Origin of the sequence: Sulfuriflexus sp. (assembly GCF_032250955.1) — a bacterium.
GTDB lineage: Bacteria > Pseudomonadota > Gammaproteobacteria > AKS1 > AKS1 > Sulfuriflexus.
Genome location: NZ_JAVVES010000008.1, coordinates 38,072 through 57,558, shown reverse-complemented (window position 1 = coordinate 57,558; position 19,487 = coordinate 38,072). Strand labels below are relative to the sequence as shown.

17 protein-coding genes are annotated in these 19,487 nt (G+C 52.7%); 1 reads left to right on the top strand and 16 read right to left on the bottom strand.

The genetic code is table 11. From position 1 onward, the window contains the following. Positions 1-50: 50 nt before the first annotated feature. From RQ738_RS02470 to RQ738_RS02420, 11 genes are all read right to left on the bottom strand, one after another. Positions 51-1,106 carry an efflux RND transporter periplasmic adaptor subunit gene (locus tag RQ738_RS02470; RefSeq protein ID WP_314161796.1) on the bottom strand — a complete coding sequence of 352 codons (1,056 nt, stop codon included), beginning with the start codon at positions 1,104-1,106 and terminating at the stop codon, positions 51-53. 274 nt (positions 1,107-1,380) lie between these two features. Continuing rightward, positions 1,381-2,118, bottom strand: coding sequence for a DNA polymerase III subunit epsilon (gene dnaQ / locus RQ738_RS02465; protein ID WP_314161795.1), 738 nt, complete (start codon positions 2,116-2,118; stop codon positions 1,381-1,383). Between the two features lie 101 nt (positions 2,119-2,219). Beyond that, positions 2,220-3,566: an ATP-binding protein gene (locus RQ738_RS02460; RefSeq protein WP_314161794.1), complete on the bottom strand. Its 1,347-nt coding sequence runs from the start codon at positions 3,564-3,566 to the stop codon at positions 2,220-2,222. Beyond that, positions 3,563-4,222, bottom strand: coding sequence for a response regulator (locus RQ738_RS02455; protein WP_314161793.1), 660 nt, complete (start codon positions 4,220-4,222; stop codon positions 3,563-3,565). Before RQ738_RS02455 ends, RQ738_RS02460 begins: the two co-directional genes overlap by 4 nt. Positions 4,223-4,307: 85 nt before the next feature. Then, positions 4,308-4,994, bottom strand: coding sequence for a tetratricopeptide repeat protein (locus RQ738_RS02450; RefSeq protein WP_314161792.1), 687 nt, complete (start codon positions 4,992-4,994; stop codon positions 4,308-4,310). Between the two features lie 4 nt (positions 4,995-4,998). Continuing rightward, the gene (locus RQ738_RS02445; protein ID WP_314161791.1) at positions 4,999-5,775 is read right to left on the bottom strand and encodes an SDR family oxidoreductase; all 777 of its coding nucleotides are present in this window, start codon (positions 5,773-5,775) and stop codon (positions 4,999-5,001) included. Continuing rightward, a complete protein-coding gene (locus RQ738_RS02440; protein ID WP_314161790.1) occupies positions 5,765-6,439 on the bottom strand; it encodes an iron-containing redox enzyme family protein in 675 nt (224 codons plus the stop codon). The genes RQ738_RS02445 and RQ738_RS02440 overlap by 11 nt, the downstream gene beginning before the upstream one ends. Positions 6,440-6,446: 7 nt before the next feature. Beyond that, complete coding sequence (locus tag RQ738_RS02435; RefSeq protein WP_314161789.1) at positions 6,447-7,901, bottom strand: AMP-binding protein; 1,455 nt, start codon at positions 7,899-7,901, stop codon at positions 6,447-6,449. After that, positions 7,898-8,632, bottom strand: a complete 735-nt coding sequence (locus tag RQ738_RS02430; RefSeq protein ID WP_314161788.1) for a thermostable hemolysin — start codon at positions 8,630-8,632, stop codon at positions 7,898-7,900. The genes RQ738_RS02435 and RQ738_RS02430 overlap by 4 nt, the downstream gene beginning before the upstream one ends. 196 nt (positions 8,633-8,828) lie before the next feature. Further along, positions 8,829-9,272 (bottom strand): ribonuclease HI, encoded by a 444-nt coding sequence (gene rnhA, locus RQ738_RS02425; protein WP_409929513.1) that lies wholly within the window; start codon positions 9,270-9,272, stop codon positions 8,829-8,831. Further along, on the bottom strand, positions 9,256-10,023 hold the full coding sequence (locus RQ738_RS02420) for a class I SAM-dependent methyltransferase (protein WP_314161787.1): 768 nt from the start codon (positions 10,021-10,023) through the stop codon (positions 9,256-9,258). Before RQ738_RS02420 ends, rnhA begins: the two co-directional genes overlap by 17 nt. A 195-nt stretch (positions 10,024-10,218) precedes the next feature. On the opposite strand from RQ738_RS02420, the gene RQ738_RS02415 reads away from it, so the two are divergent. After that, positions 10,219-11,853, top strand: a complete 1,635-nt coding sequence (locus RQ738_RS02415) for a LysM peptidoglycan-binding domain-containing protein (protein WP_314161786.1) — start codon at positions 10,219-10,221, stop codon at positions 11,851-11,853. Between the two features lie 36 nt (positions 11,854-11,889). On the opposite strand, the gene RQ738_RS02410 is transcribed toward RQ738_RS02415, so the two are convergent. From RQ738_RS02410 to RQ738_RS02390, 5 genes are all read right to left on the bottom strand, one after another. Further along, positions 11,890-15,486: a DUF1631 family protein gene (locus RQ738_RS02410; RefSeq protein ID WP_314161785.1), complete on the bottom strand. Its 3,597-nt coding sequence runs from the start codon at positions 15,484-15,486 to the stop codon at positions 11,890-11,892. Positions 15,487-15,810: 324 nt separating this feature from the next. Continuing rightward, complete coding sequence (locus RQ738_RS02405; protein WP_314161784.1) at positions 15,811-16,257, bottom strand: YaiI/YqxD family protein; 447 nt, start codon at positions 16,255-16,257, stop codon at positions 15,811-15,813. A 205-nt stretch (positions 16,258-16,462) separates the two neighbouring features. After that, positions 16,463-16,669 (bottom strand): DUF2905 domain-containing protein, encoded by a 207-nt coding sequence (locus RQ738_RS02400; protein WP_314161783.1) that lies wholly within the window; start codon positions 16,667-16,669, stop codon positions 16,463-16,465. A gap of 151 nt (positions 16,670-16,820) precedes the next feature. Continuing rightward, entirely contained in the window at positions 16,821-17,216 is a 396-nt protein-coding gene (locus RQ738_RS02395) for a hypothetical protein (protein ID WP_314161782.1), read from the bottom strand. A gap of 214 nt (positions 17,217-17,430) precedes the next feature. Further along, complete coding sequence (locus RQ738_RS02390; RefSeq protein ID WP_314161781.1) at positions 17,431-19,440, bottom strand: ABC transporter ATP-binding protein; 2,010 nt, start codon at positions 19,438-19,440, stop codon at positions 17,431-17,433. Positions 19,441-19,487 lie beyond the last annotated feature (47 nt).

The window sequence follows — 19,487 nt, the reverse complement described above, 5'->3', positions numbered from 1 at the left end:
GACTGAAATCGCCTTATATCACGCGCTTGGAGCGCTACCTGCCCCGAAAACTACCCATGAATTTTTCTGACGAGGCATATTTTTACATGGGCAAACATATTAGGCCTTAATCCACCATCAGTATTTGGCACTCGCAAGCGAACTTTTAATGAACGGGTTTTGGCATCCAGTACCGGGTTAATAAAGTTTACTTCGCCTTTATACTTTTTGCCCGGTAAGGCCTTTACTTCGATGTCTGCATTCAGACCCAGGCGCAACCAGCTTAGCTGATGCTCATAGACATTGGCTTCAACCCATAGAGTTGAAAAATCAGCTATCGTCAGAAGTTCATCACCTTCGGAGATGTACTGATTTTTATTAATATTATGCCTGATTACTGTGCCTTGCATCGGCGCATAGTACGGAATTCGGTGTCGCACTTTGCCTTTGCGGGCCATTTCATTAATCATGCTTTGCGGGATTTCCATATATCGCAAATGATCTCTTGAAGGAATGCTTTCGTTGCGACTTGAATAATGACGCCGAATACCTGACTCATCCATTTTCTGCGCTGCAATAAACTCTTTCTGCACTCTTAGAAACTCAGGAGAATAAAGCTCGAACAGGAGCTGACCCTTGCGGACATATAATCCTTTTACGCGTACTGCCAGGTTTTCTATCCAGCCATCTGTTTTTGTTGTGATGGTCTTTAAACGATCTTCGTTAAACCCCACATAACCAACAGTCTTGATAAGTTTCCATAACTGGCCTTTTTCAACCCGACTGGTGCGGACACCAAGTTTTTGTACGATATCCGAGGTCAACTCCACAACAGGGTAGGTTTCGGCTGTTATATCACTTTTCTTTTCGACCAGATCCATGCCGCAAATCGGGCAGCTCTCTCCCGCTTTGTCTTTAATAATATGAGGGTGCATAGGACATACATAACGTGCATCAAGATGTTTCCCGGCGTGCTCCACCGCGGTTTCATTTTTCGACATCTTGTCTTCTGCATCATTACTACAGGCTGTAAAGGCAAGAACCATAGAAATGGCAGCAAGCGTCTGATAAACAATATGTTTTTTACATCCCCTCCGGTTGGATGCAGTTGTATAGGAGACCGGCATAGTGTTGGTTCGCTCGAATAATTTTATTGTTTTAGACGTAAGGGTCTATATATTAGTAGTTATTGCCCTTTTTTACCACTAATGAACCATCCCTGAGACGCCAGGGGAAATGGAAACTTTATTCGATATTTCAAATAGTTATAGAACATCCTAGTTCTGGTTACAGGAGAATTAAACATTCATTCCCTGTATTACAGGTTGGATGAATCGTCCACAATAAAAAGGCTCGTCACATGCAGTGACGAGCCTTTTTATTTGCAAGAATTTACAGAATTTAATCCTGACAATCCTCTCCGGCCTGTTTGTCCCGGCGCCAGACGGCGCCTGCCGCGCAGGCCTTATCCACTGCATCGAGCCGTTCTGCGTGTAGTTGCATCTCTTCAGCGTTCGGTTCAATCACGCGCAGGGCCGGGCGGTGGCTGTCAATACGGCGAATCTCTTCGTGCTTGCGCATACCGCTTGCATCCACTGAGCTATCCAGGGACAGGGCACCCTGTCCACCGGTCATGGCAAGATAAACATCGGAGAGGATACGGGCATCGAGTAATGCGCCATGAAGTTCGCGTTGCGAGTTATCAACATCGTAGCGCTTGCACAGGGCATCAAGGGTATTTTTCTGGCCCGGGTGCTTCTGCCGCGCCATGGCCAGGCTGTCAGTGACCTGGCACAGTTTGCCCAATGGCGTGGCATTGTCATCGAGCAGGCGCCATTCGTGATTCAGAAAACCGATATCAAACGGGGCATTATGAATAATGAGCTCGGCACCCTTCAGGTAAGCCAGCAGGTCATCGGCGATCTCGGCAAAACGCGGCTTATCGGCCAGCATTTCATTGCTGATGCCGTGCACTTCCATGGCCCCGGCATCGATCTCGCGATCCGGTTGCAGGTATTGGTGATAGTCATTGCCGGTCAGGCGGCGGTCGAGCATTTCCACGCAGCCGATCTCGATAATGCGGTGTCCCTCGCGCGGGTCAAGGCCGGTGGTTTCTGTATCCAGTACGATTTGTCTCATGGGGGGTAAAGATACAGGCTAGCCATAAGCACACGCAAGTCGAACCGTACCCTGACCCGCCGCAGTATGAAAATCCCCGATAAATTATTGACTTGGATAAACTACACAGGGAAAACCGGGAAAGTAATAGTGAAACCGGCCCCTCTGCCGCCCAGGCCTTCTGTCAATTCGATCTTTGCATGATGCATATCCGCTACCGCCTTGACGATGGCCAGCCCCAGGCCACACCCCTCGGTATCGGTGCCGGCCACACGATAGAAACTCTCAAAGATGTTACAACAGTCTTTTTCCGCGATGCCGATACCGTCATCAGCTACACGCAGCTCTACGTCACCGGCACGAGTCTGTAACGAGATATGCACATGTCCGCCCTCGCTCGTGTACTTGAGGGCGTTACTCACCAGGTTCCTGACCAGCACGGATAACATCTCGGCATTACCCTTGACGATCGCCGGGGCCGTCAGCTCACTGATCAATTCACGTCGCGTCCGCACAGCGAGCGGGGCGAGGTCTCGCAGCACTTCCTGGCAAACTTCAACCAGATTCACGCGATGCTCGTAATTACAGTCTGCCTTGATACGGACGAAGGACAGCAATTGCTCAACCAGATGTTGCATACGATCAATTGCTGGCAGCAGCTCCCTGAACATTGTCCGGGCCTGTCCGGCGTCTTCGGTGCGCAGGGCGACCTGTAACTGCGTTTTCAGTGCGGCGAGGGGGGTTCGCAGTTCATGTGCGGCATAATTTGAGAACTGTTTCTCCCGCTCCATTACATCACTGACCCGCTTCATGAGATCATTAATGGCATCAACTACCGGGGCAATCTCCTGCGGCACGATCGGTGCATCGATCCTTTCCAGGTTATCCGGGTTACGACGTCGAATCAGGTCCGACAAAGCCTTTAATGGCCGTAATCCGCTGATGACTCCCAGCCAGATAATCAGACCCAGCGATGGGATGATCAATAATTGCGGCAGGAAAATCCCCTGGAGAATATGCTGAATCAGGTCGATGCGTACTTCATAACGCTCTGCCACTTCAACCGTTACATTATTGTCACGGAGAACAAAAAAACGCCAGCGCTGCCCTTGAATGATTCGTTCAAGGAAACCTTCTGCAGCCGCAGCCGGGCCAAAACGCTCAGCATTACTGGAGTGCAGGATGATCTGCTTTCCCAGCCAGACTCGATAGGCAAAATTCTTTTCATACTCATGCAATTCGAGCTCGTCATTAATCATAACCCGCTTTGCAGACACATCATTTTCTTCAACTTCGCGCTGCGTCAGGGCGCGTAAAACCTTGGCGAAGTGTGTTAACTGGGCATCATAGATCTCTTCAGCTTCATGGTAGGCACTGTAATAGGAAGAGATACCAATAATCACATAGGCGAGCGCCACCGGAATCAGCAGAATACGCAACAGGCGGATGCGCAGCGAACAACGCTTCATGCTTCTCGTTCCACGATATAACCAATACCACGAATGGTCTTGATCAACTCCTTACCCAGTTTGCGACGAATAGCCGAAATATGTACCTCAACCGTATTACTACCGAATTCATCATCCCAGTTATAAATCTTTTGTTCGATTTGTTCCCGGCTCAGGCATCGCCCGGCATTCTCCAGTAGCAAACGTAGAATCTCGAATTCCCGTGCTGACAGGGAGACCAATTCTTCATCCTTGCTGACCGTCTTGCCATCCAGATCCATGGCAATGTTTTTATACTGCAATATCTTTTCCTGATAACTCCCTTTACGTCTTAGCAAGGCGCGGATTCTTGCCAGTAACTCATCAAAATCGAAGGGTTTAACCAGGTAGTCATCCGCACCGGCATCCAGTCCTGCCACACGTTGCGAAGGCGCATCCCGCGCCGTCAACAACAACACAGGGATAGTCACCTTCTGCTGACGCAGGGACTGCAACCACTCCAGGCCGGACATGCCGGGCAGATTGATATCGAGCACGATGATATCGTAAGCGGAGGCCGCAATAACGGCCTTCCCCTCTTCAGCGCTCTTGAACCAATCTGCCGTGTATTCCTGTTTCAGACCCTGGTAGATGGCCTTGCCGAGTTGCGGGTCATCTTCGATCAGAAGTAATCGCATGTCTGCTCTTGTTTAGCTGCACGGGGACACAAAAAAAAACGGGCTGCCGGAACCTTCGCACCGGCTGCCCGATCACGTCGAAATTCTAGTTATTGTCGAGGTTCTGCCTGGCCTTGGCAATAGCTTGCATAATCTCCTCACGACGCCCGGCATCAGCCACCGGTCGGTCCGGCCGTTCGGGTGCGCGCAGGGCCTGCTCCAGTATCTGGATAGCTTTGTCATATTCACCCTGGTCGATAAGATAATCACCATAAAAGTAATTAGGGTCGATACCGTCCGGGTTCAGCGCCCGCGCCTGTTCCAGGTAGGCGCGCGCCTTGCCATCATCACCAAAACCCAGTGGCCAGCCCGGTACCTGATAATACAGGGAACCCAACGAGGTATAGGCCGAGCCATTGAGGGCCTCTGGCTTAATCTTTTCGGCCTCTTCAAGCAAGGCCCTGGAGTGATTGACCAGGCTCAAGGCCCCCAGCCCACCCTGGATACCGGCCTGGCTACTGACGATAATCGCCTCCCATATCCTGGGTTCGGCAAAATCAGGGTAACGGGCCGTTACCGTAGCGGCCTTTTCAGCCAATGCCTCCATCCGGGTGGCCTGTCGGTCCTCATCTTTTTCCCTGTACTTGATCATGGCCCATTCCTGTTGCAGCTGGCGAATGTCGTTATCGAGTTCCGGATTACCCGTCAACGACTGCACCAGCTCCGCCTGGAGGACAGTGCTGAAAAACACCAATACGGCAAAAATGGAAACTATCGACTTAATCATTTTCATGGTCCTATATCACCTCTGTCTGTTTTATAATTGTCCTGGCCTTTTTGTCATTGGCCGCCAGCGCCTGGTCAACAATACGTGGTAACAGCGCGTTCACCCGCACGAACAGGGACTCCGGGAAACCGATAAAGTGCTCCTTCTTGCGACCACTGATCGCCTGCATAATCTTGCCCGCCACATATTCAGGGCTGTCCATGTTCATCTTTATTACCGCGGCCAGCTGCATGACCTTTTCGTTATTCAGAGCCGTCTTCACCGCACGTGGTGCGACATAGGTTACCTGGATGCCATCAGCGGCAACTTCCCTGCGCAAGGCCTCGCTAAAACCCTTCAGCCCAGCCTTGGAACTGGAATAGGTGACAAAGTGTGCAAAGTTGATTGAAGCAAAGGTCGAACCGACATTCACTATATGACCGCTGCCGTTCACCTTCATTGATGGCAATACCGACTGTGTCAACATAGCCGGCGCCACCAGGTTCACCATATAATGCAACATCACCTGTTCCGGTGACTGTTCTTCAAACAGCCCGAAATACTGCACACCGGCAAGATTAACCAGAATATCTACTTGCTGGTCCGCAAGAGCTGCACAGACCTTTTGTATCCCCTCCATGCTGGCAAGGTCTGCCTGAAGCAGACTCACTTCAGCAGCGGCGTCAATATGTTCAACACGATCTATTACGGTGACCTTCGCACCTCGCCTTGCAAAGTCCTGGCACAACAGGCTGCCAATGCCACCTGCACCGCCCGTTACTACTACATGTTGATTATTAAACGACATGCTTTAACGTCTCCTTGTGGGGGATACTTTCGAAGACTCTGGCAAACAAAATAAATATTCGCCTGGCAACATGGATAATAGCCTGCTGGTCATCGGGATCATCGATCTGATTGACCAGGTTTTCAAAGAACTTCATATGCTCCAGGTCAAGCGAACCATGCGAAGCCAGATAACTGAAACAATTCTCGGGCAGACCAAGCGCGGTTTGCAGGCTGTCAGCGACACTTGTAGCTAACTGGATACTCGTGCCCTCGAGCACAAATACCATGCCGAAGAAACCAACCGGGTTGATGCGTGATACATAATCATAGGCATAAGCAATCATTAATTCCGTTGCTGCGTTGGGCTCACCGCGGCGCACCTGTTCGGCATTGCCACCAGCATGTTTGATATCGTTCAATATCCATTCCTGGTGACCGACTTCTTCCTCGGCATATTCCACCAGCGCCTCGCGCAGGTATTCCTTGCTCTCCGGCAGGCGTGAACCGGCTGCCATCATCAATGGCACGGTATGCTTCACATGATGATAAGCCTGTTCCAGGTAAGCGAGATAACTGTCCCGGGTTATGTTGCCATGTCTGGCATCCGTAATCTGCGGCACACTGTAAAGCTGCATACGTTCTGCTTCAGTTGCTGCTGTCAGAATTTCAAAAAATGTCTTCATATCGTCCTTATGCAATGCTATTTATGTTGTTTGTCTGGCTCTTTTGGCAGTCATCGAGGATCGCTGCCCTCCGTGGTCGGCCGGTACCGGTTAAGGTCTTGTTCGCCAGCGTGAACGGCGCTGATATTTGCCAATGATGGATCCGGGCATACTCCGGCAGGCCAAGGTTGGTGCGCGTGACGGCCTCCGCCAGTTGCGAGGCATTGATGGATGCGGCACTGGGGACTAACAAGGCCGATAATCCTGTCGTTGCATCGCCGATCACGATGGCCTGGGCGATCTGTGGCTGTGCCAGAAGTTCGCTCTCTGGCCACTCCGGGGCAATATTTCTGCCCATGGAATTTATAATGATGTTTTTCTTACGCCCGGTGATATGCAGAAAACCCTTCTCATCCAGCACGCCGATATCCCCGGTGTGAAGAACCGCTGTTGTCTCGTCCGCACCGACATAACCGAGGAAAGCCGGCTGCTGAATCAGGATCTCGCCATCCTTGGCAATCTGTACAGACAGGTGGGGCAGGCATTGCCCGACTGACCCGCATTGATTCGCGGTCGGGGTATTCACCGACACCACCGAGGCAGCCTCGCTCAGGCCATAGCCCTGGTATACCGGCAGGCCCAGTTGCTCTGCCTGTTCGAGCAATGCAGCAGAAACCCGCGCACCGCCAACGGCGATAAAACCCATTGCCGGCAGACCGTGTCCGCTCTCTGCGCTCACCTGCATCAAACCCCGTAATAATTCGGGTACCAGGATACAACTGCATGCAGCCGAGTCACGCAGGTAATCATGCAACTGTACAAAATCCGGGATCATGCCATGACCAAAACCAATGCTGGCCTGTGGCCGCACGTCATAACAACCACCCGCCAGTAAGGTGGCATAACAACCGGCAATGTTTTCCAGCAATATCGCCAGTGGTAACACGGCAGCGGTTCTCACCGCGGCCTGTTGCCCAAGCACCTTTACCAGCGAAGTCGCCACTTGCTCCATGCCGGCCTGCGAGAGACAAACCCCTTTGGGTTCACCCGTCGTCCCCGATGTATAGGTGATCTTTGTGGTGCCGTCGGGCAGTTTACTTGCGGAATTATCCAGAAGATGAATTGAGATGGGCTGCCCGTTGCTGGTGAGTAGCGAAGCCTGCCCTCCCGGCCTGTATGAAAACAACAGCCTGGCCCCTGCACTCTGCAAGGCATGCTCACGTTGTGCATCAGTAAAAAAGGCTGGCAGCGGGATCGTAACAAGGCCCGCCTTGATACAAGCAAGATCAAGTAACACCCAGGCAATACCATTGTCGAGTTCTATGCCGGCACACTGCCCCGAATATTCACTCAGGGTTATCGCCATTTCATCTACCTTCTGATGAAGCTGGCTATAAGTGAGAGTAATCATCCCGTCAAACAGCGCCGCGGCATTGCCCTGCTCGCTGCTGTGCCGGCCAAGCATGCGCAGGACCTCGCTCATTCTTCGTCAGCCCTGCCATTCGACTGTAAATGCAGCTTCGCGTGCAACAGGGCGGTTTCCTCGACCATGCTCATTTGCAGATGTTTCTGCAACTTTTCATAAGCCGACGTAATATGCCCAGCGATAATGCGCGGTTCTGTCTGGTAATAAGTCCCCCAGGAATGCCCGCCATCCGGCAACCGTGTTTGATCCGCATAACCCAGGAGCAACAGGTCCACATCCAGTCGCGTAAAGTAACGATGCAAAAAGTCCGTCGCCGTCACGGTTATATACTGTTTGCCACGTTGTGCAAGGTAGGCCGTCAGCGCAGTAAACATGAAGATGGAAGCACCGTTTGCGTGTGAAGCGAGGTTGCCGACTTCCACGATAGCGTTTCTCGTCAGTCCGGATTCAGTCGCTGCAGAGAGGGCGGTCTCGACCGGTGTATCGAGGTACTGCTCCAGGAACAGTTTCTCAGTATTCGCGCAGCGAAAACCAAGGGCGCCAAGGATGGTCCCGTCATTGTTCTGCACACTCATGAGGGTCGGGTAGTGTTCAGTGATATTTGCGTTATAGGTGTGGCGGAATTCTCGCTCAAGAAAGCGTTCCACGCGACGGCGCTCAGGGGAATAAAGACTGGTGATCGCAATCATCCCTGGGGTGAGTGCGGTAAAACGTTTCAGACGCCGCGAATTGTAATACAGGCTGTTTTTTCCGCCGTCATCATCTTTCAGTGCCACATGCAGCATCATTACGATCCTTGTCGACATACCTTATAATGACGATGATCATAGATAATGGAACTGAAGCGAACCTGAAGCGGGTACTGAAATGTAGTTCAGAATAAAATTAAATTAACAAAGCATGAGCCAGGTCACGCTTTTCGGCAATAACCGCGTGTCCTTGTCTGGTATTTTTTCAGTGCCCGACCGTGCCGGGCCGGACTGACTAGCCTTTTAACATTGCATCAATGGCCTCATTGGCCAGTTCATCGGCACGTTCGTTTTCGGGGTGGCCGTTATGGCCCCTGACCCAGTGCCAGTTGATCTCATGCCGTTGAGTCGCCGCATCCAGGCGCTGCCAGAGGTCGACGTTTTTCACCGGCTGCCTGGAGGCAGTTTTCCAGTTACGTTTTTTCCAGTTTTCCAACCACTCGGTAATGCCCTGCATAACATACTTTGAGTCAGTGGTAAGTTCTACCTTGCACGGGCGTTTGAGTTCTTCGAGCGCGCTTATCGCGGCCATGAGTTCCATACGATTGTTGGTGGTCAGGCGTTCCCCCCCGCGCAGGGTTTTTTCCTTGCCAGCATAGCGTAACAAGGCCCCCCAACCGCCTGGCCCGGGATTACCACGACAGGCACCATCGGTAAAAATTTCAACGCGGGTCGTCATAATGGATACCTCGTGCGGTTGGCTCGACAAGTGCCTGTTGCCGGATATTCTTCCGCCATGGCGAGCGAATCGGGGTCAGCGTGCTGGTTCGCTTCCTGGCAAGCATAATGCTCACGCCGGCAAGCAGTGGCATACAACGCTGACCAAGGCGCTCCATAAATTCAAGTTTCTGCATGATTTTCTCGTGTTGAACGGGTGGCCGGAAAAATACCTGTTGTCCGGAGATATAATCGAAACCGAGTAGCGACAACCAGTCTCGTAGCCGTGTGCGGGTATAATATTGCCCGCGCCAGGGGATTTTATTACGCCAGCCTGATAACAGGCGCGCCAGGCCCCAGAAACTGAACGGATTAAAATTGATGAGCACAACGTGCCCTTCCGGGATCAGGATGCGATCTACCTCGCGCAGGATAGCATGCGGGTTGGGGTGAAACTCGAGGCTATGTGGCATTACCACCACATCGACGCTCTCCGAGGCAAAGGGCAAGGCGGCGTTGTCGGCCAACAGGCCTGTCTCGGAGCCGGCTACATCGTTCACTACTACGCAATGTGATATGCGGCTGTTCTCACACAGCGATTCGCCATGTCCACTCAATTGCACGAGATGATAGCCAAACAGGTCGGGCAGCAGTGTATCCACGGCCTCGTGCTCGGCCCTCGCCAGAAGGCCACCTAAATAACTGCTATACCAGGCGGGCAGATTGTCCTCTGTATCCGGATTGGTCGAAATATCGGTATTGAATTCTGGCATACCCTCACAGCATAGCCTTTCTATCGGAAAGGCTCCATATCCGCTGACCGGGATGCTGTGACAAGGTGCACAGAAGCCCGCTCCCCGCCATGTTTTACTCCTAACCAGGCATAAATGAACAGGTTGACCCACCGGCAACAGGTACCTACCATAGGCGACAAATAAGTAATGATTTCTGTAAGGAAAAACACCTCGATGAAGTACATCATGTCTCTGCGCCTGCTTGGTGCCCTGCCCTTACTATGGATTGTCGCCTGCACCACGACCCCGCCAAACACGTCCACAGTCGCCAGTGACGCTGAAATCAACGAGGCCATTGCCCAGGTTCAGGCCGACGCCCCCCAGCAGGCGGTTGTCGACCACGCCGAACCCGATGCGCAGGCCGAGAGCCCACCGCCACAAGCGGACTTGTGGGCTCGCCTGCGCAGCAATTATGCCCTGCCCGAGGTGGTCCACAAGCGGATTGACCAGGAAACTGACTGGTATGCCCGGCACCCGGGTTATCTGAACCGTGTCGCCGAGCGGGCCAGACCCTATCTCTATTATATAGTCAGCGAGGCCGAGCGCCGTGGCATCCCCGCCGAGATCGCCCTGTTACCCGTGGTGGAAAGCGCCTTCAAACCGTTTGCCTATTCACATGGCCGCGCCGCCGGGATCTGGCAATTTATCCCCGGCACCGGCCGTATGTATGGCCTGGAGCAGAATTGGTGGTATGACGGACGCCGCAATGTGTATGCCGCAACCGATGCTGCACTTAGCTATCTGCAGCAGCTGCACCGCGATCTCGATGGTGACTGGATGCTGGCCCTGGCCGCCTATAATTCCGGTGGAGGCACGGTGCGCAAGGCCATCCGCCGTAACAAGCGGCAGGGCAAACCAACAGACTTCTTTTCCTTGCGCCTGCCCGCCGAAACCCGCGGTTATGTACCACGCCTGCTGGCTATCGCCCGCATAATTAAAGACCCTGCGGCCTATTCGCTGGAACTGGAATCGATTCCCGATACCGCCTACTTCACCAAGGTCGATATCGGCGGCCAGATCGACCTCGCCCTGGCCGCCGAACTAGCCGGCATGGAACTCGATGAACTGTACCTGCTCAATCCCGGTTATAATCGCTGGGCGACGGCACCGAAAGGTCCGCACTACCTGCTAGTGCCGGTAGACAAAGCCGATACCTTCGCCAGCAAGCTTGCCAGCCTGCCCATGGATCAGCGCATGCGCTGGGCTCATCACAAGGTAAAATCCGGTGAGACACTTAGCCACATCGCCGACAAATACCGTATCAGCATCGCCTTACTCAAGAGCAGTAACAAACTACGTGGCAGTTTCCTGCGCAAGGGACAAAACCTCATGATCCCGATTGCCGCAAAAAGCCCACGCACCTATCGCTTGAGTGAGGAACAGCGCACGCAACGTACCCTGAATGCTCCAAAATCAGGCCGTCACAAAACTATTCACAGTGTCGTAGCCGGTGATAATTTCTGGGATATTGCAAAAAGATACAAGGTCGGGGTTCGGCAGCTGGCGAAATGGAATGCCATGGCGCCACGTGACACCTTGCCCCTGGGCAAAGAGCTCGTAATCTGGACCAGGTCAGCGCAACTTGCAACGCACCAGGGCCCACGGGCAACACCGCCGGGCAGCAACCCTGTCATACAGCGTGTGAACTATACGGTACGCCGTGGAGACTCACTGGCCCGCATCGCGACGCGTTTCCGTGTGCGAATCGCTGATCTCATGCGCTGGAACACTATGCTCAGCAAAGGCAAATATTTACAGCCCGGGCAACGCCTGAAGCTTTTTGTAGATGTCACCAGGCAAAGTAGTTAGCGGTTATTTTTCAGGAGATACCATCAATTATAGTCTCTAAATAAGTTCCCCAATCAGGTGTGGCTTGTCAATACCAAAGCCTTGTGCGAAATCCACACCGATTTCTGTTAACTTATTTACGATATCATCGTTCTCGACATATTCGGCAATCACTCGCTTGCCCATAAAGTGGGCGACCTCTGTGATTGATTTCACAACCGCATAATCGCTTTCATTGTTATGGATGTTTTTTATAAACATGCCGTCTATCTTCAGGTAATCGACTGGCAGGTCACGTAGATAGGCATACGATGACATGCCACTACCGAAATCATCCAGCGAGAAGCGGCAACCGGTGTCCTTGATAGTATTAATAAAGTGTGCGGCATCCGAGAGGTTCTCAATACCCGCCGTTTCGGTGATTTCAAAACACAGGCATTCAGCAGGAATATCACTTTCTTCGATCTGTTCCAGCACGAAATCAATAAACGTCTCATCACTTAATGACTTACCTGAAAGGTTAATCGAGAAGGCATTGATGATATCCAGAACCTGCTCATTTTCTGCCAACCATGCAAGGGTTGATCTAACCACCCAGCGGTCGATATCGCCAACGCGATTACTGTATTCGGCCGCTTCAATAAACTCCTGTATAGATGGCAAGTCACCATGCTCGGGTTTCAACCCGAGAAGTATCTCGTAATGAACATGCTCGATTTCGCCGGCTCTCATATTGATTGGCTGGATCTTCTGGCAGCGCAATTGCAGGCTATCGCTATCGAGAATATCATCAATTTTTGTTACCCAGCTTATCATCTGCTTACGCCGGCTCAGGCTGGCGCTGCCGGCATAATAGAGTTGCAAGCGGTTACCGCCGGTCTGCCTGGCGATATCACAACTTGATTCTGCTGCCTGCATCAGGCCGGAAATGTCATCGCTGAGTTCGGTTATCTGTGTAAGCCCGAGACTGACACTGACCGAGGTACGTTGCGACTGCCATTCGAATGTTTGTTTATGTATATATTCTATCAACTCTTCTGCACGGGCCAGCGAATCCTCCAGCGAGCACTCATGGAAAATAATGCCGAATTCGTCACCCCCGAGACGGGCAAAAGTGGTCTTTCCCCACTCGGCAAGACAGGTATTGACCCAACCGGCGAGTTGCATGAGCAGTTCATCGCCTGCCCTGTTGCTATGATTGGAATTGATTACCTTGAATTGATCAATATCCAGAAAACACAAGGCATGTTGAACGCCTGCACCACGCGACTCAGCCAGTGCAGTAACAAGCTGTTTTTCAAACTCACGCCTGTTAATAAGTGTTGTCAGTGAATCATGTGTCGACTGGTATATCAGGTCTCTGTGCAGCTTCTGCAGCGTTGTATACTGAGCCCGGTCCATTGTCGGCGTGTTCGCATCGTCAATTGTCTGCGCGTTACCAAGTGACAGACTGTGGGCAAGGTTATCCAGTTGCAATACCCGCTTTTTCCTGCCTTCAGCATCAACAAAAACAATTTTTCCTGTATGTTTTGCCAGCCAGGCAACTTTCAACCTGACAGGGTTGTCTGAATTCGCGTCAAACAGTATCCAGTCATTCTCCGCCAACCTGCCGACACGTCGCCGCCATTCCTCGAGAGCAGCCGCATCATCCTGTTGTTGCGAATCCGCCAGGTCCTCATCAACGGCCAGGTCGCCCTTATGCGCTTCAATATAACGAATGACCTTATGGATGTTGTCCTTGTACTTCTTGTTCTGGGCCTTGACCAGGACATCCAGCTGATCGGACACGCGTCTGAAAACTGTATTGGTTCCATCAAAATCTTTATTGATAAGATTGATTAACCAGTCCAGCGCATTTCTGATGCCTGTCTGTCCCTCGGTTTCTTCCTCCCCTACCAGAAGCCCGAGTTTCGCAATTTTGTTTACGACCTGTCTGACCAGGTGATCACTGTCCTTGTAAAGCGAGTCATCATGAATAGCCATTTTCAGAACCGGCATCTCCAGCCTGCCAAGCCACTCGCGCATATTTACCGGGACCTGCAGGTCGGAGAGCATTGTGTCAAAAATGCTGGTTGATACATTAATGATACGCTCTTCACGGCCCGCCACTTGCTTGCCGCTGGCGTCTGAACTGCTCATTAGCGCGGCGGCAATGCTCTTGCGAATCTCCGACCTGTCAAGCCTGGTTATATTTTGCTCAACATTCGATAGCGCCCGCAGCACTTCGCTCTGTGTAAACAGCACTTTCTCGGCCCGACTCTGTTCCGCAGACGAATCCGCTACTTTGCCGGCAGCCGAGTCGGCTAGCCAGGTATTCACGCCACTGGTGTCGGTCTCGTGTCCCGGCTGCCCCTGCCGGGTATCCTGTTCACGTGCACCGAGTCGAGACCTGAGTTCACGTAGCTCGTCGACAAGTGCATAGATATCCTGTTCACTTTCAGGCAATGCCGGGGAATTTCTTCCCGCACTGCCCTGGCTACTACCCTGGCTGCCAGTCACCCCCTCTTCAGCAACCGGCTCGGCATCCAGCAGGGCAATATCCGGCTTACCGCCAGCTGCAGGTGTCTCGGGTTCGCGTTCCTGCGTGGGGAGGGAATACCTGAATTCAGGCAGGATCCCGCTGCTCACCAACAGCGCATTCATCTGCCTGTAGAGCTCACCCAGTTCATCGATAAACACATCCTTGAAAACCTTGTAGGCGAACAGACTGACATTATGGCGGAGACCTATATCCTGGATCGCCTCCTGAAATGACTGTGAATACAGTGATGGCCCAAACGGGCTGTTCTTTCTATCCACGTCACTATCGAAAACAACACTCAGGCGTTTATTGAGAGCATCAAACTCTTCCCTGTGCGTGCGTTCAACCGCTTCAATCGTGCCGGTGTCGGCCAGCCAATTATCCAGTGTTTCCTCTTCTACCAGCGACAATTCGTCAAGGGATAGATTTGTTGCCGATTCCTGTGCAGAAGGGGGCTTAACCAGTGCATTGACATCAAGCTGTGCATTCGCTGATGAGACAAATCGCTTAACCAGCTGGCTCTGTAACTTGTTTAATATTCCCAGTGCCTCGAAGTAACTATTTTGCTCAATAGTATCCCGGGTCTCTCTGGACGATTCAAAGAGCCTGCTCACAAGCGTCTCGATCGAGGTGAGCATCAGTGGTTCCAGGCCGGCCTTTACCATCGCACAACATTGTTGAGCGATTTGCCGGTATTCGCCATCTACCTCGACTCGCGGCGTTGCCGCGGCATATACTGATTGATTTGAGGCCTTCACGTAGTCCATGAGACCTTGCAAGGCGACCAGGTCAGGATTTATAAAGGCTACACCGATACTGACGGCATCAATGCGCACTACGCGCGCTTCGAACAGGCAGGGACGACCTTCCTTCTCAGCCGCGGCAGGAAGCGTGCACTGAATCTGGATGAGGTCATTCACGGCTTCGTTGGAATTGGGGCGAGCACTGCTTTCATCAGGGTAGTCATCTTCAACAAGCAGCATTCCACCGATGCAAAAATCGCGTATCTTGCGCCTGGATTCACCCCGGTTCGCGGATTTGATAATCGCATCAATATCCACCGGGTGGCGCTCAAACATGCGTTTTTCGTTGCCGCTGTGCCGTGTACTGGTTAGGCCTGCTTCTTCGCGCATTTATAACCACCTGATTTTATTATCTAAAGCATCGGAACTACTGAGCTGAAAATAATGGCATAGGAGACTCACTCACCCCGTTGAGCAGCCCCGGTATTGTGTTACGTATTTTTATATTATAGCGGCCGGTTTGTAATAATCATTAATTCCAGTCTGGACAATTAATATTTTATAGATCAATTAGTTATCCTTGGCTTACGTAAATATACGCTCAAACACGGCCGACCGGATTTGGGCTCTGTCAGAGCCTTCTTATCCCATTAAAGATAGCGTCACGGCTTCGTCTTCCAGTTTCATAACCTGTTCCCCGGAGCGAGTGTTTGATTATGCGTACCTGGTCAGGAATTGATCCAGGTGGTTGGCAAAGGCCTGCCGATCGCCCTGGCTCATCACTGATGGGCCACCGGTGTCTATTCCACTGGAACGCAGGCTATCCATAAAGTCCCGCATATTGAGCCGGTCACGAATGTTCTCAGCGGAATACATTTCACCACGCGGGCTAAGTACGTAGCCGCCTTTCTCAATCACCTCTGCCGCCAGTGGAATATCGCTGGTAATGACAAGGTCACCGGCATCCAGTCGCTTGACGATTTCATCATCAGCGACATCAAAACCTAGCGGTACCTGTACGGTCTTGATGTGGCGCGAGGGTGGTGTGCGGATGGGCTGGTTGGCGACCAGTGTCACCAGCACCCTGGTACGCGTAGCGGCCCGAAACAGGATTTCCTTGATTACCACCGGACACGCATCCGCGTCTACCCATATCTTCATTGTCTGCCCTTCTTCTGAACGGATAATGCTGATGTCAGCCTGTTACCGAACACCCATCAGCCTTACGTGTGCAAAGTGTAGCAGTAACACCACAATGAAAAAACGCGGTTATAGCGATGTGGGGATTGTGCCTTATCTGCAAACCCGGGTGACCTGGCCGTGTCACGACGAATCACGACCATCCAGTGTGTTGCCGGTTCCGGCATCAACGCCTGAACAGGTTCACCAGCAAGGTCAGCACGATGCTGACAATCACCATCGAGGTAATGGGAATGAAAATAATGCCCTTTTCCGTCTCGATCCGGATATCACCGGGCAATTTTCCAAACCAGCTGGCCAACCAGGGGGCATAACTCATGATTGCCCCTATGACGAGCAAGGTAACGCCCAGCAACATGATCCATTTGGCCATTAACTTGCCGCTCCTGCGTGCTTTGGGTAAGGGACAGGCAGCAGGGTTACAATGTACTTTCCGTGTACATATTGCCTGCGGCCGACAAACAGAGTATGCGTAATCAGGCTACGCATGGACAATAGTGCTCATCACTTATTCGGGTGATATTTCAGTCCTCGAAATTCAAACCGGCAACAATCCGGTTCAGGTTCCCCTGTTCCCCCGATTCCTCTGAGTTGTCACCCACATCAGCGGCGGTGTTTGCCATAGCCTGAATACGGGCAATGTATGCATTGTTACAGCTATCGACCGCCACCTTCAGACCTTCCAGTGCCTTTTCTATCTCTTCGGGCTTGCGCACCCAGGTTTCGATACACAGCCCCTTAGAGGGGTCAATCTTGATAGGATATTCCCCTTTCAACACGAGTCGATTGAAGTCTTCGCACCAGTCCTTCGGCGCCTGGTGGATGAGTTTGAAAAAGAGGTTGATGTATGGCTCTTTGCGGATCCGGGGCGGGCGGGTCTCGTCAATGCCGCTTATCTTGATGTCACTTATACCTTCCATTACGTACCTCGACCTGCCCCGGAGAAGGGGGAAAAGCGCCCAGCATACGCGCTACGCATCAAAAGCACACGACATAATAATAACCAGACCGGGCAGCTTATCCCACGCGATCAGTTTCGTATCCGGTGTTTCAATCAAGATATCAGCTGGCTGGCTGGCAGTGACATACCGAGCATCTTGCCGCATGAATTCATTGCGTTACAGGATGAAGGGTTCAGGCCTTTTCGCTATCATACAAGTGACATTTGACCCTATGTGTCCGCCCCAGGCTTGTTGTCTTTGGATATTGCTCCCGGCAAATGGCGAAGGCCTGTGGACACCGCGGGTGAAAGTGACAACCCGAAGGCGGATTCAGCGGTGAGGGCATATCACCCTCGAGACGGATGACTTCGCGCTGTTCATCCGCGTTGATCGTCGGCACTGCGGATAATAATGCCTGCGTATATGGGTGTTTCGGGCTATGCAGAACTTCCTCGACACTGCCCTGCTCGACAATACGGCCAAGGTACATAACCGCGACGTCGTGGGCGAGATATTCGACCACGGAGATATTATGCGTGATAAACAGGTAAGACAGGCCCATCTCGGCCTGCAACTGCTGCAACAGGTTCAGTATCTGCGCCTGCACGGAAACATCCAGTGCGCTGGTGGGCTCATCACAGACAATTAACTTCGGCTCGACAGCCAGTGCCCGGGCAATGCAGATACGCTGCCGCTGTCCACCGGAAAACTCATGCGGGTAACGCTGCGTACTGCCCGCCGGCAAGCCGACCCTGGCCAGTAATTCACACACGCGTTGCTCGCGTTGTTCGCGTCCGGCAACCATGCCCTGGGCGACCATGCCCTCAGCGATGATGTCACCAACCAGCATGCGCGGGTTCATCGAGGCATACGGGTCCTGGAAGATAATCTGCAGATCACTGCGTAATTTCCGCAGCGCACCGGCATTCAGCCTGGCCAGATCGTGCCCCTCGTATTCAACACTGCCTCCTGTAACCGGCAGCAATCGCAACAGACCCTTGCCCGCGGTAGTCTTGCCACAGCCGGACTCACCCACCAGTGCCAGCGTATGGCCGCGCTGGATGCTCAGCGACAGGCCATCGACGGCCTTTACATAGCCGCTGACCCGGCGCAGCAGCCCCTTGTGCACAGGGAAATGAATCTTTAGTTCCTTGAGCTGCAGCAGCGGCTCCCCGGTCGAGGACGTAACCATCAGCGGCGGGCTGGCTGCTGTAGTCGCCCGGGCCCCGGTGGCACCGGCAATCGTCTCATCGTAGCGGTGACAGCGGATACCACTCTCCTGCCAGCGTGGCGGCGTATTATGACAGGCCTCCCAGGCATAATCACAGCGCTCAACGAAACGACAACCACTGAAGGTTTGATAAAGAGGTGGCACGCTGCCGCGGATGACGGCGAGTGGCTGGCCGCGCTTCATATCGCCCGGCAACGAGGCGAACAGTTTTTCCGAATACGGGTGACGCGGATGGGCAAAGAAATCCTCGCGGCTGGCCTGTTCGACGATTTGTCCCGCATACATCACCGCAACGCGATCCGCCATGCCGGCGACCACACCGAGATCGTGAGTGATCAACAGGATCGCCATGCCGGTTTCCTGCTGCAGCTTTTTCAGCAGTTCCAGCACCTGCGCCTGTATTGTTACATCCAGCGCCGTCGTCGGCTCATCAGCAATCAGGACATCCGGCTCGGCGGCCAGCGCGATCGCGATCATGATGCGCTGTTTCATGCCGCCGGAAAGCTGATGCGGGTATTCACCGTAGCGGCGCGCAGGATCAGGGATGCCCACGGCATTGAGCAATTCGAGCACACGCTGATGCGCGGCGCTATTTCGCAGGCGTGTATGTTGATAGATGGTTTCGCGAACCTGGTCACCGACCGTCAGTACCGGGTTCAGGGAAGTCTGCGGCTCCTGGAAGATCATGGCGATACGACTGCCACGTACCTGCCGCATCTGCACCTCGGAGTATTGCAGCAGCTCTTTACCGTCGAGATTAATATTACCGCCGGCAATACGCCCGGCCGGCGCGGGTACGAGTTGCATAATCGACAGAGCAGTTATCGATTTGCCACAACCGGATTCACCCAGCAGGGCAAAGGTCTCACCATGCCGGATATCAAAACTGACACCATCGACCGCGCGCACCGTACCACGCGGGGTATCAAACCACGTTTTCAAATCCCTTATTTGTAATAACGTATCCGTCATGGATTAATTCCTGAAATGAACGCAAAGTTCGCAGAGACGCAGAGTGC

Excerpts from the sequence above, each read along its gene's own strand:
- RQ738_RS02470 (WP_314161796.1), bottom strand. The coding sequence starts at position 1,106 with ATGCCGGTCTCCTATACAACTGCATCCAACCGGAGGGGATGTAAAAAA.
- dnaQ (WP_314161795.1), bottom strand. The coding sequence starts at position 2,118 with ATGAGACAAATCGTACTGGATACAGAAACCACCGGCCTTGACCCGCGC.
- RQ738_RS02460 (WP_314161794.1), bottom strand. The coding sequence starts at position 3,566 with ATGAAGCGTTGTTCGCTGCGCATCCGCCTGTTGCGTATTCTGCTGATT.
- RQ738_RS02455 (WP_314161793.1), bottom strand. The coding sequence starts at position 4,222 with ATGCGATTACTTCTGATCGAAGATGACCCGCAACTCGGCAAGGCCATC.
- RQ738_RS02450 (WP_314161792.1), bottom strand. The coding sequence starts at position 4,994 with ATGAAAATGATTAAGTCGATAGTTTCCATTTTTGCCGTATTGGTGTTT.
- RQ738_RS02445 (WP_314161791.1), bottom strand. The coding sequence starts at position 5,775 with ATGTCGTTTAATAATCAACATGTAGTAGTAACGGGCGGTGCAGGTGGC.
- RQ738_RS02440 (WP_314161790.1), bottom strand. The coding sequence starts at position 6,439 with ATGAAGACATTTTTTGAAATTCTGACAGCAGCAACTGAAGCAGAACGT.
- RQ738_RS02435 (WP_314161789.1), bottom strand. The coding sequence starts at position 7,901 with ATGAGCGAGGTCCTGCGCATGCTTGGCCGGCACAGCAGCGAGCAGGGC.
- RQ738_RS02430 (WP_314161788.1), bottom strand. The coding sequence starts at position 8,632 with ATGATGCTGCATGTGGCACTGAAAGATGATGACGGCGGAAAAAACAGC.
- rnhA (WP_409929513.1), bottom strand. The coding sequence starts at position 9,272 with ATGACGACCCGCGTTGAAATTTTTACCGATGGTGCCTGTCGTGGTAAT.
- RQ738_RS02420 (WP_314161787.1), bottom strand. The coding sequence starts at position 10,023 with ATGCCAGAATTCAATACCGATATTTCGACCAATCCGGATACAGAGGAC.
- RQ738_RS02415 (WP_314161786.1), top strand. The coding sequence starts at position 10,219 with ATGAAGTACATCATGTCTCTGCGCCTGCTTGGTGCCCTGCCCTTACTA.
- RQ738_RS02410 (WP_314161785.1), bottom strand. The coding sequence starts at position 15,486 with ATGCGCGAAGAAGCAGGCCTAACCAGTACACGGCACAGCGGCAACGAA.
- RQ738_RS02405 (WP_314161784.1), bottom strand. The coding sequence starts at position 16,257 with ATGAAGATATGGGTAGACGCGGATGCGTGTCCGGTGGTAATCAAGGAA.
- RQ738_RS02400 (WP_314161783.1), bottom strand. The coding sequence starts at position 16,669 with ATGGCCAAATGGATCATGTTGCTGGGCGTTACCTTGCTCGTCATAGGG.
- RQ738_RS02395 (WP_314161782.1), bottom strand. The coding sequence starts at position 17,216 with ATGGAAGGTATAAGTGACATCAAGATAAGCGGCATTGACGAGACCCGC.
- RQ738_RS02390 (WP_314161781.1), bottom strand. The coding sequence starts at position 19,440 with ATGACGGATACGTTATTACAAATAAGGGATTTGAAAACGTGGTTTGAT.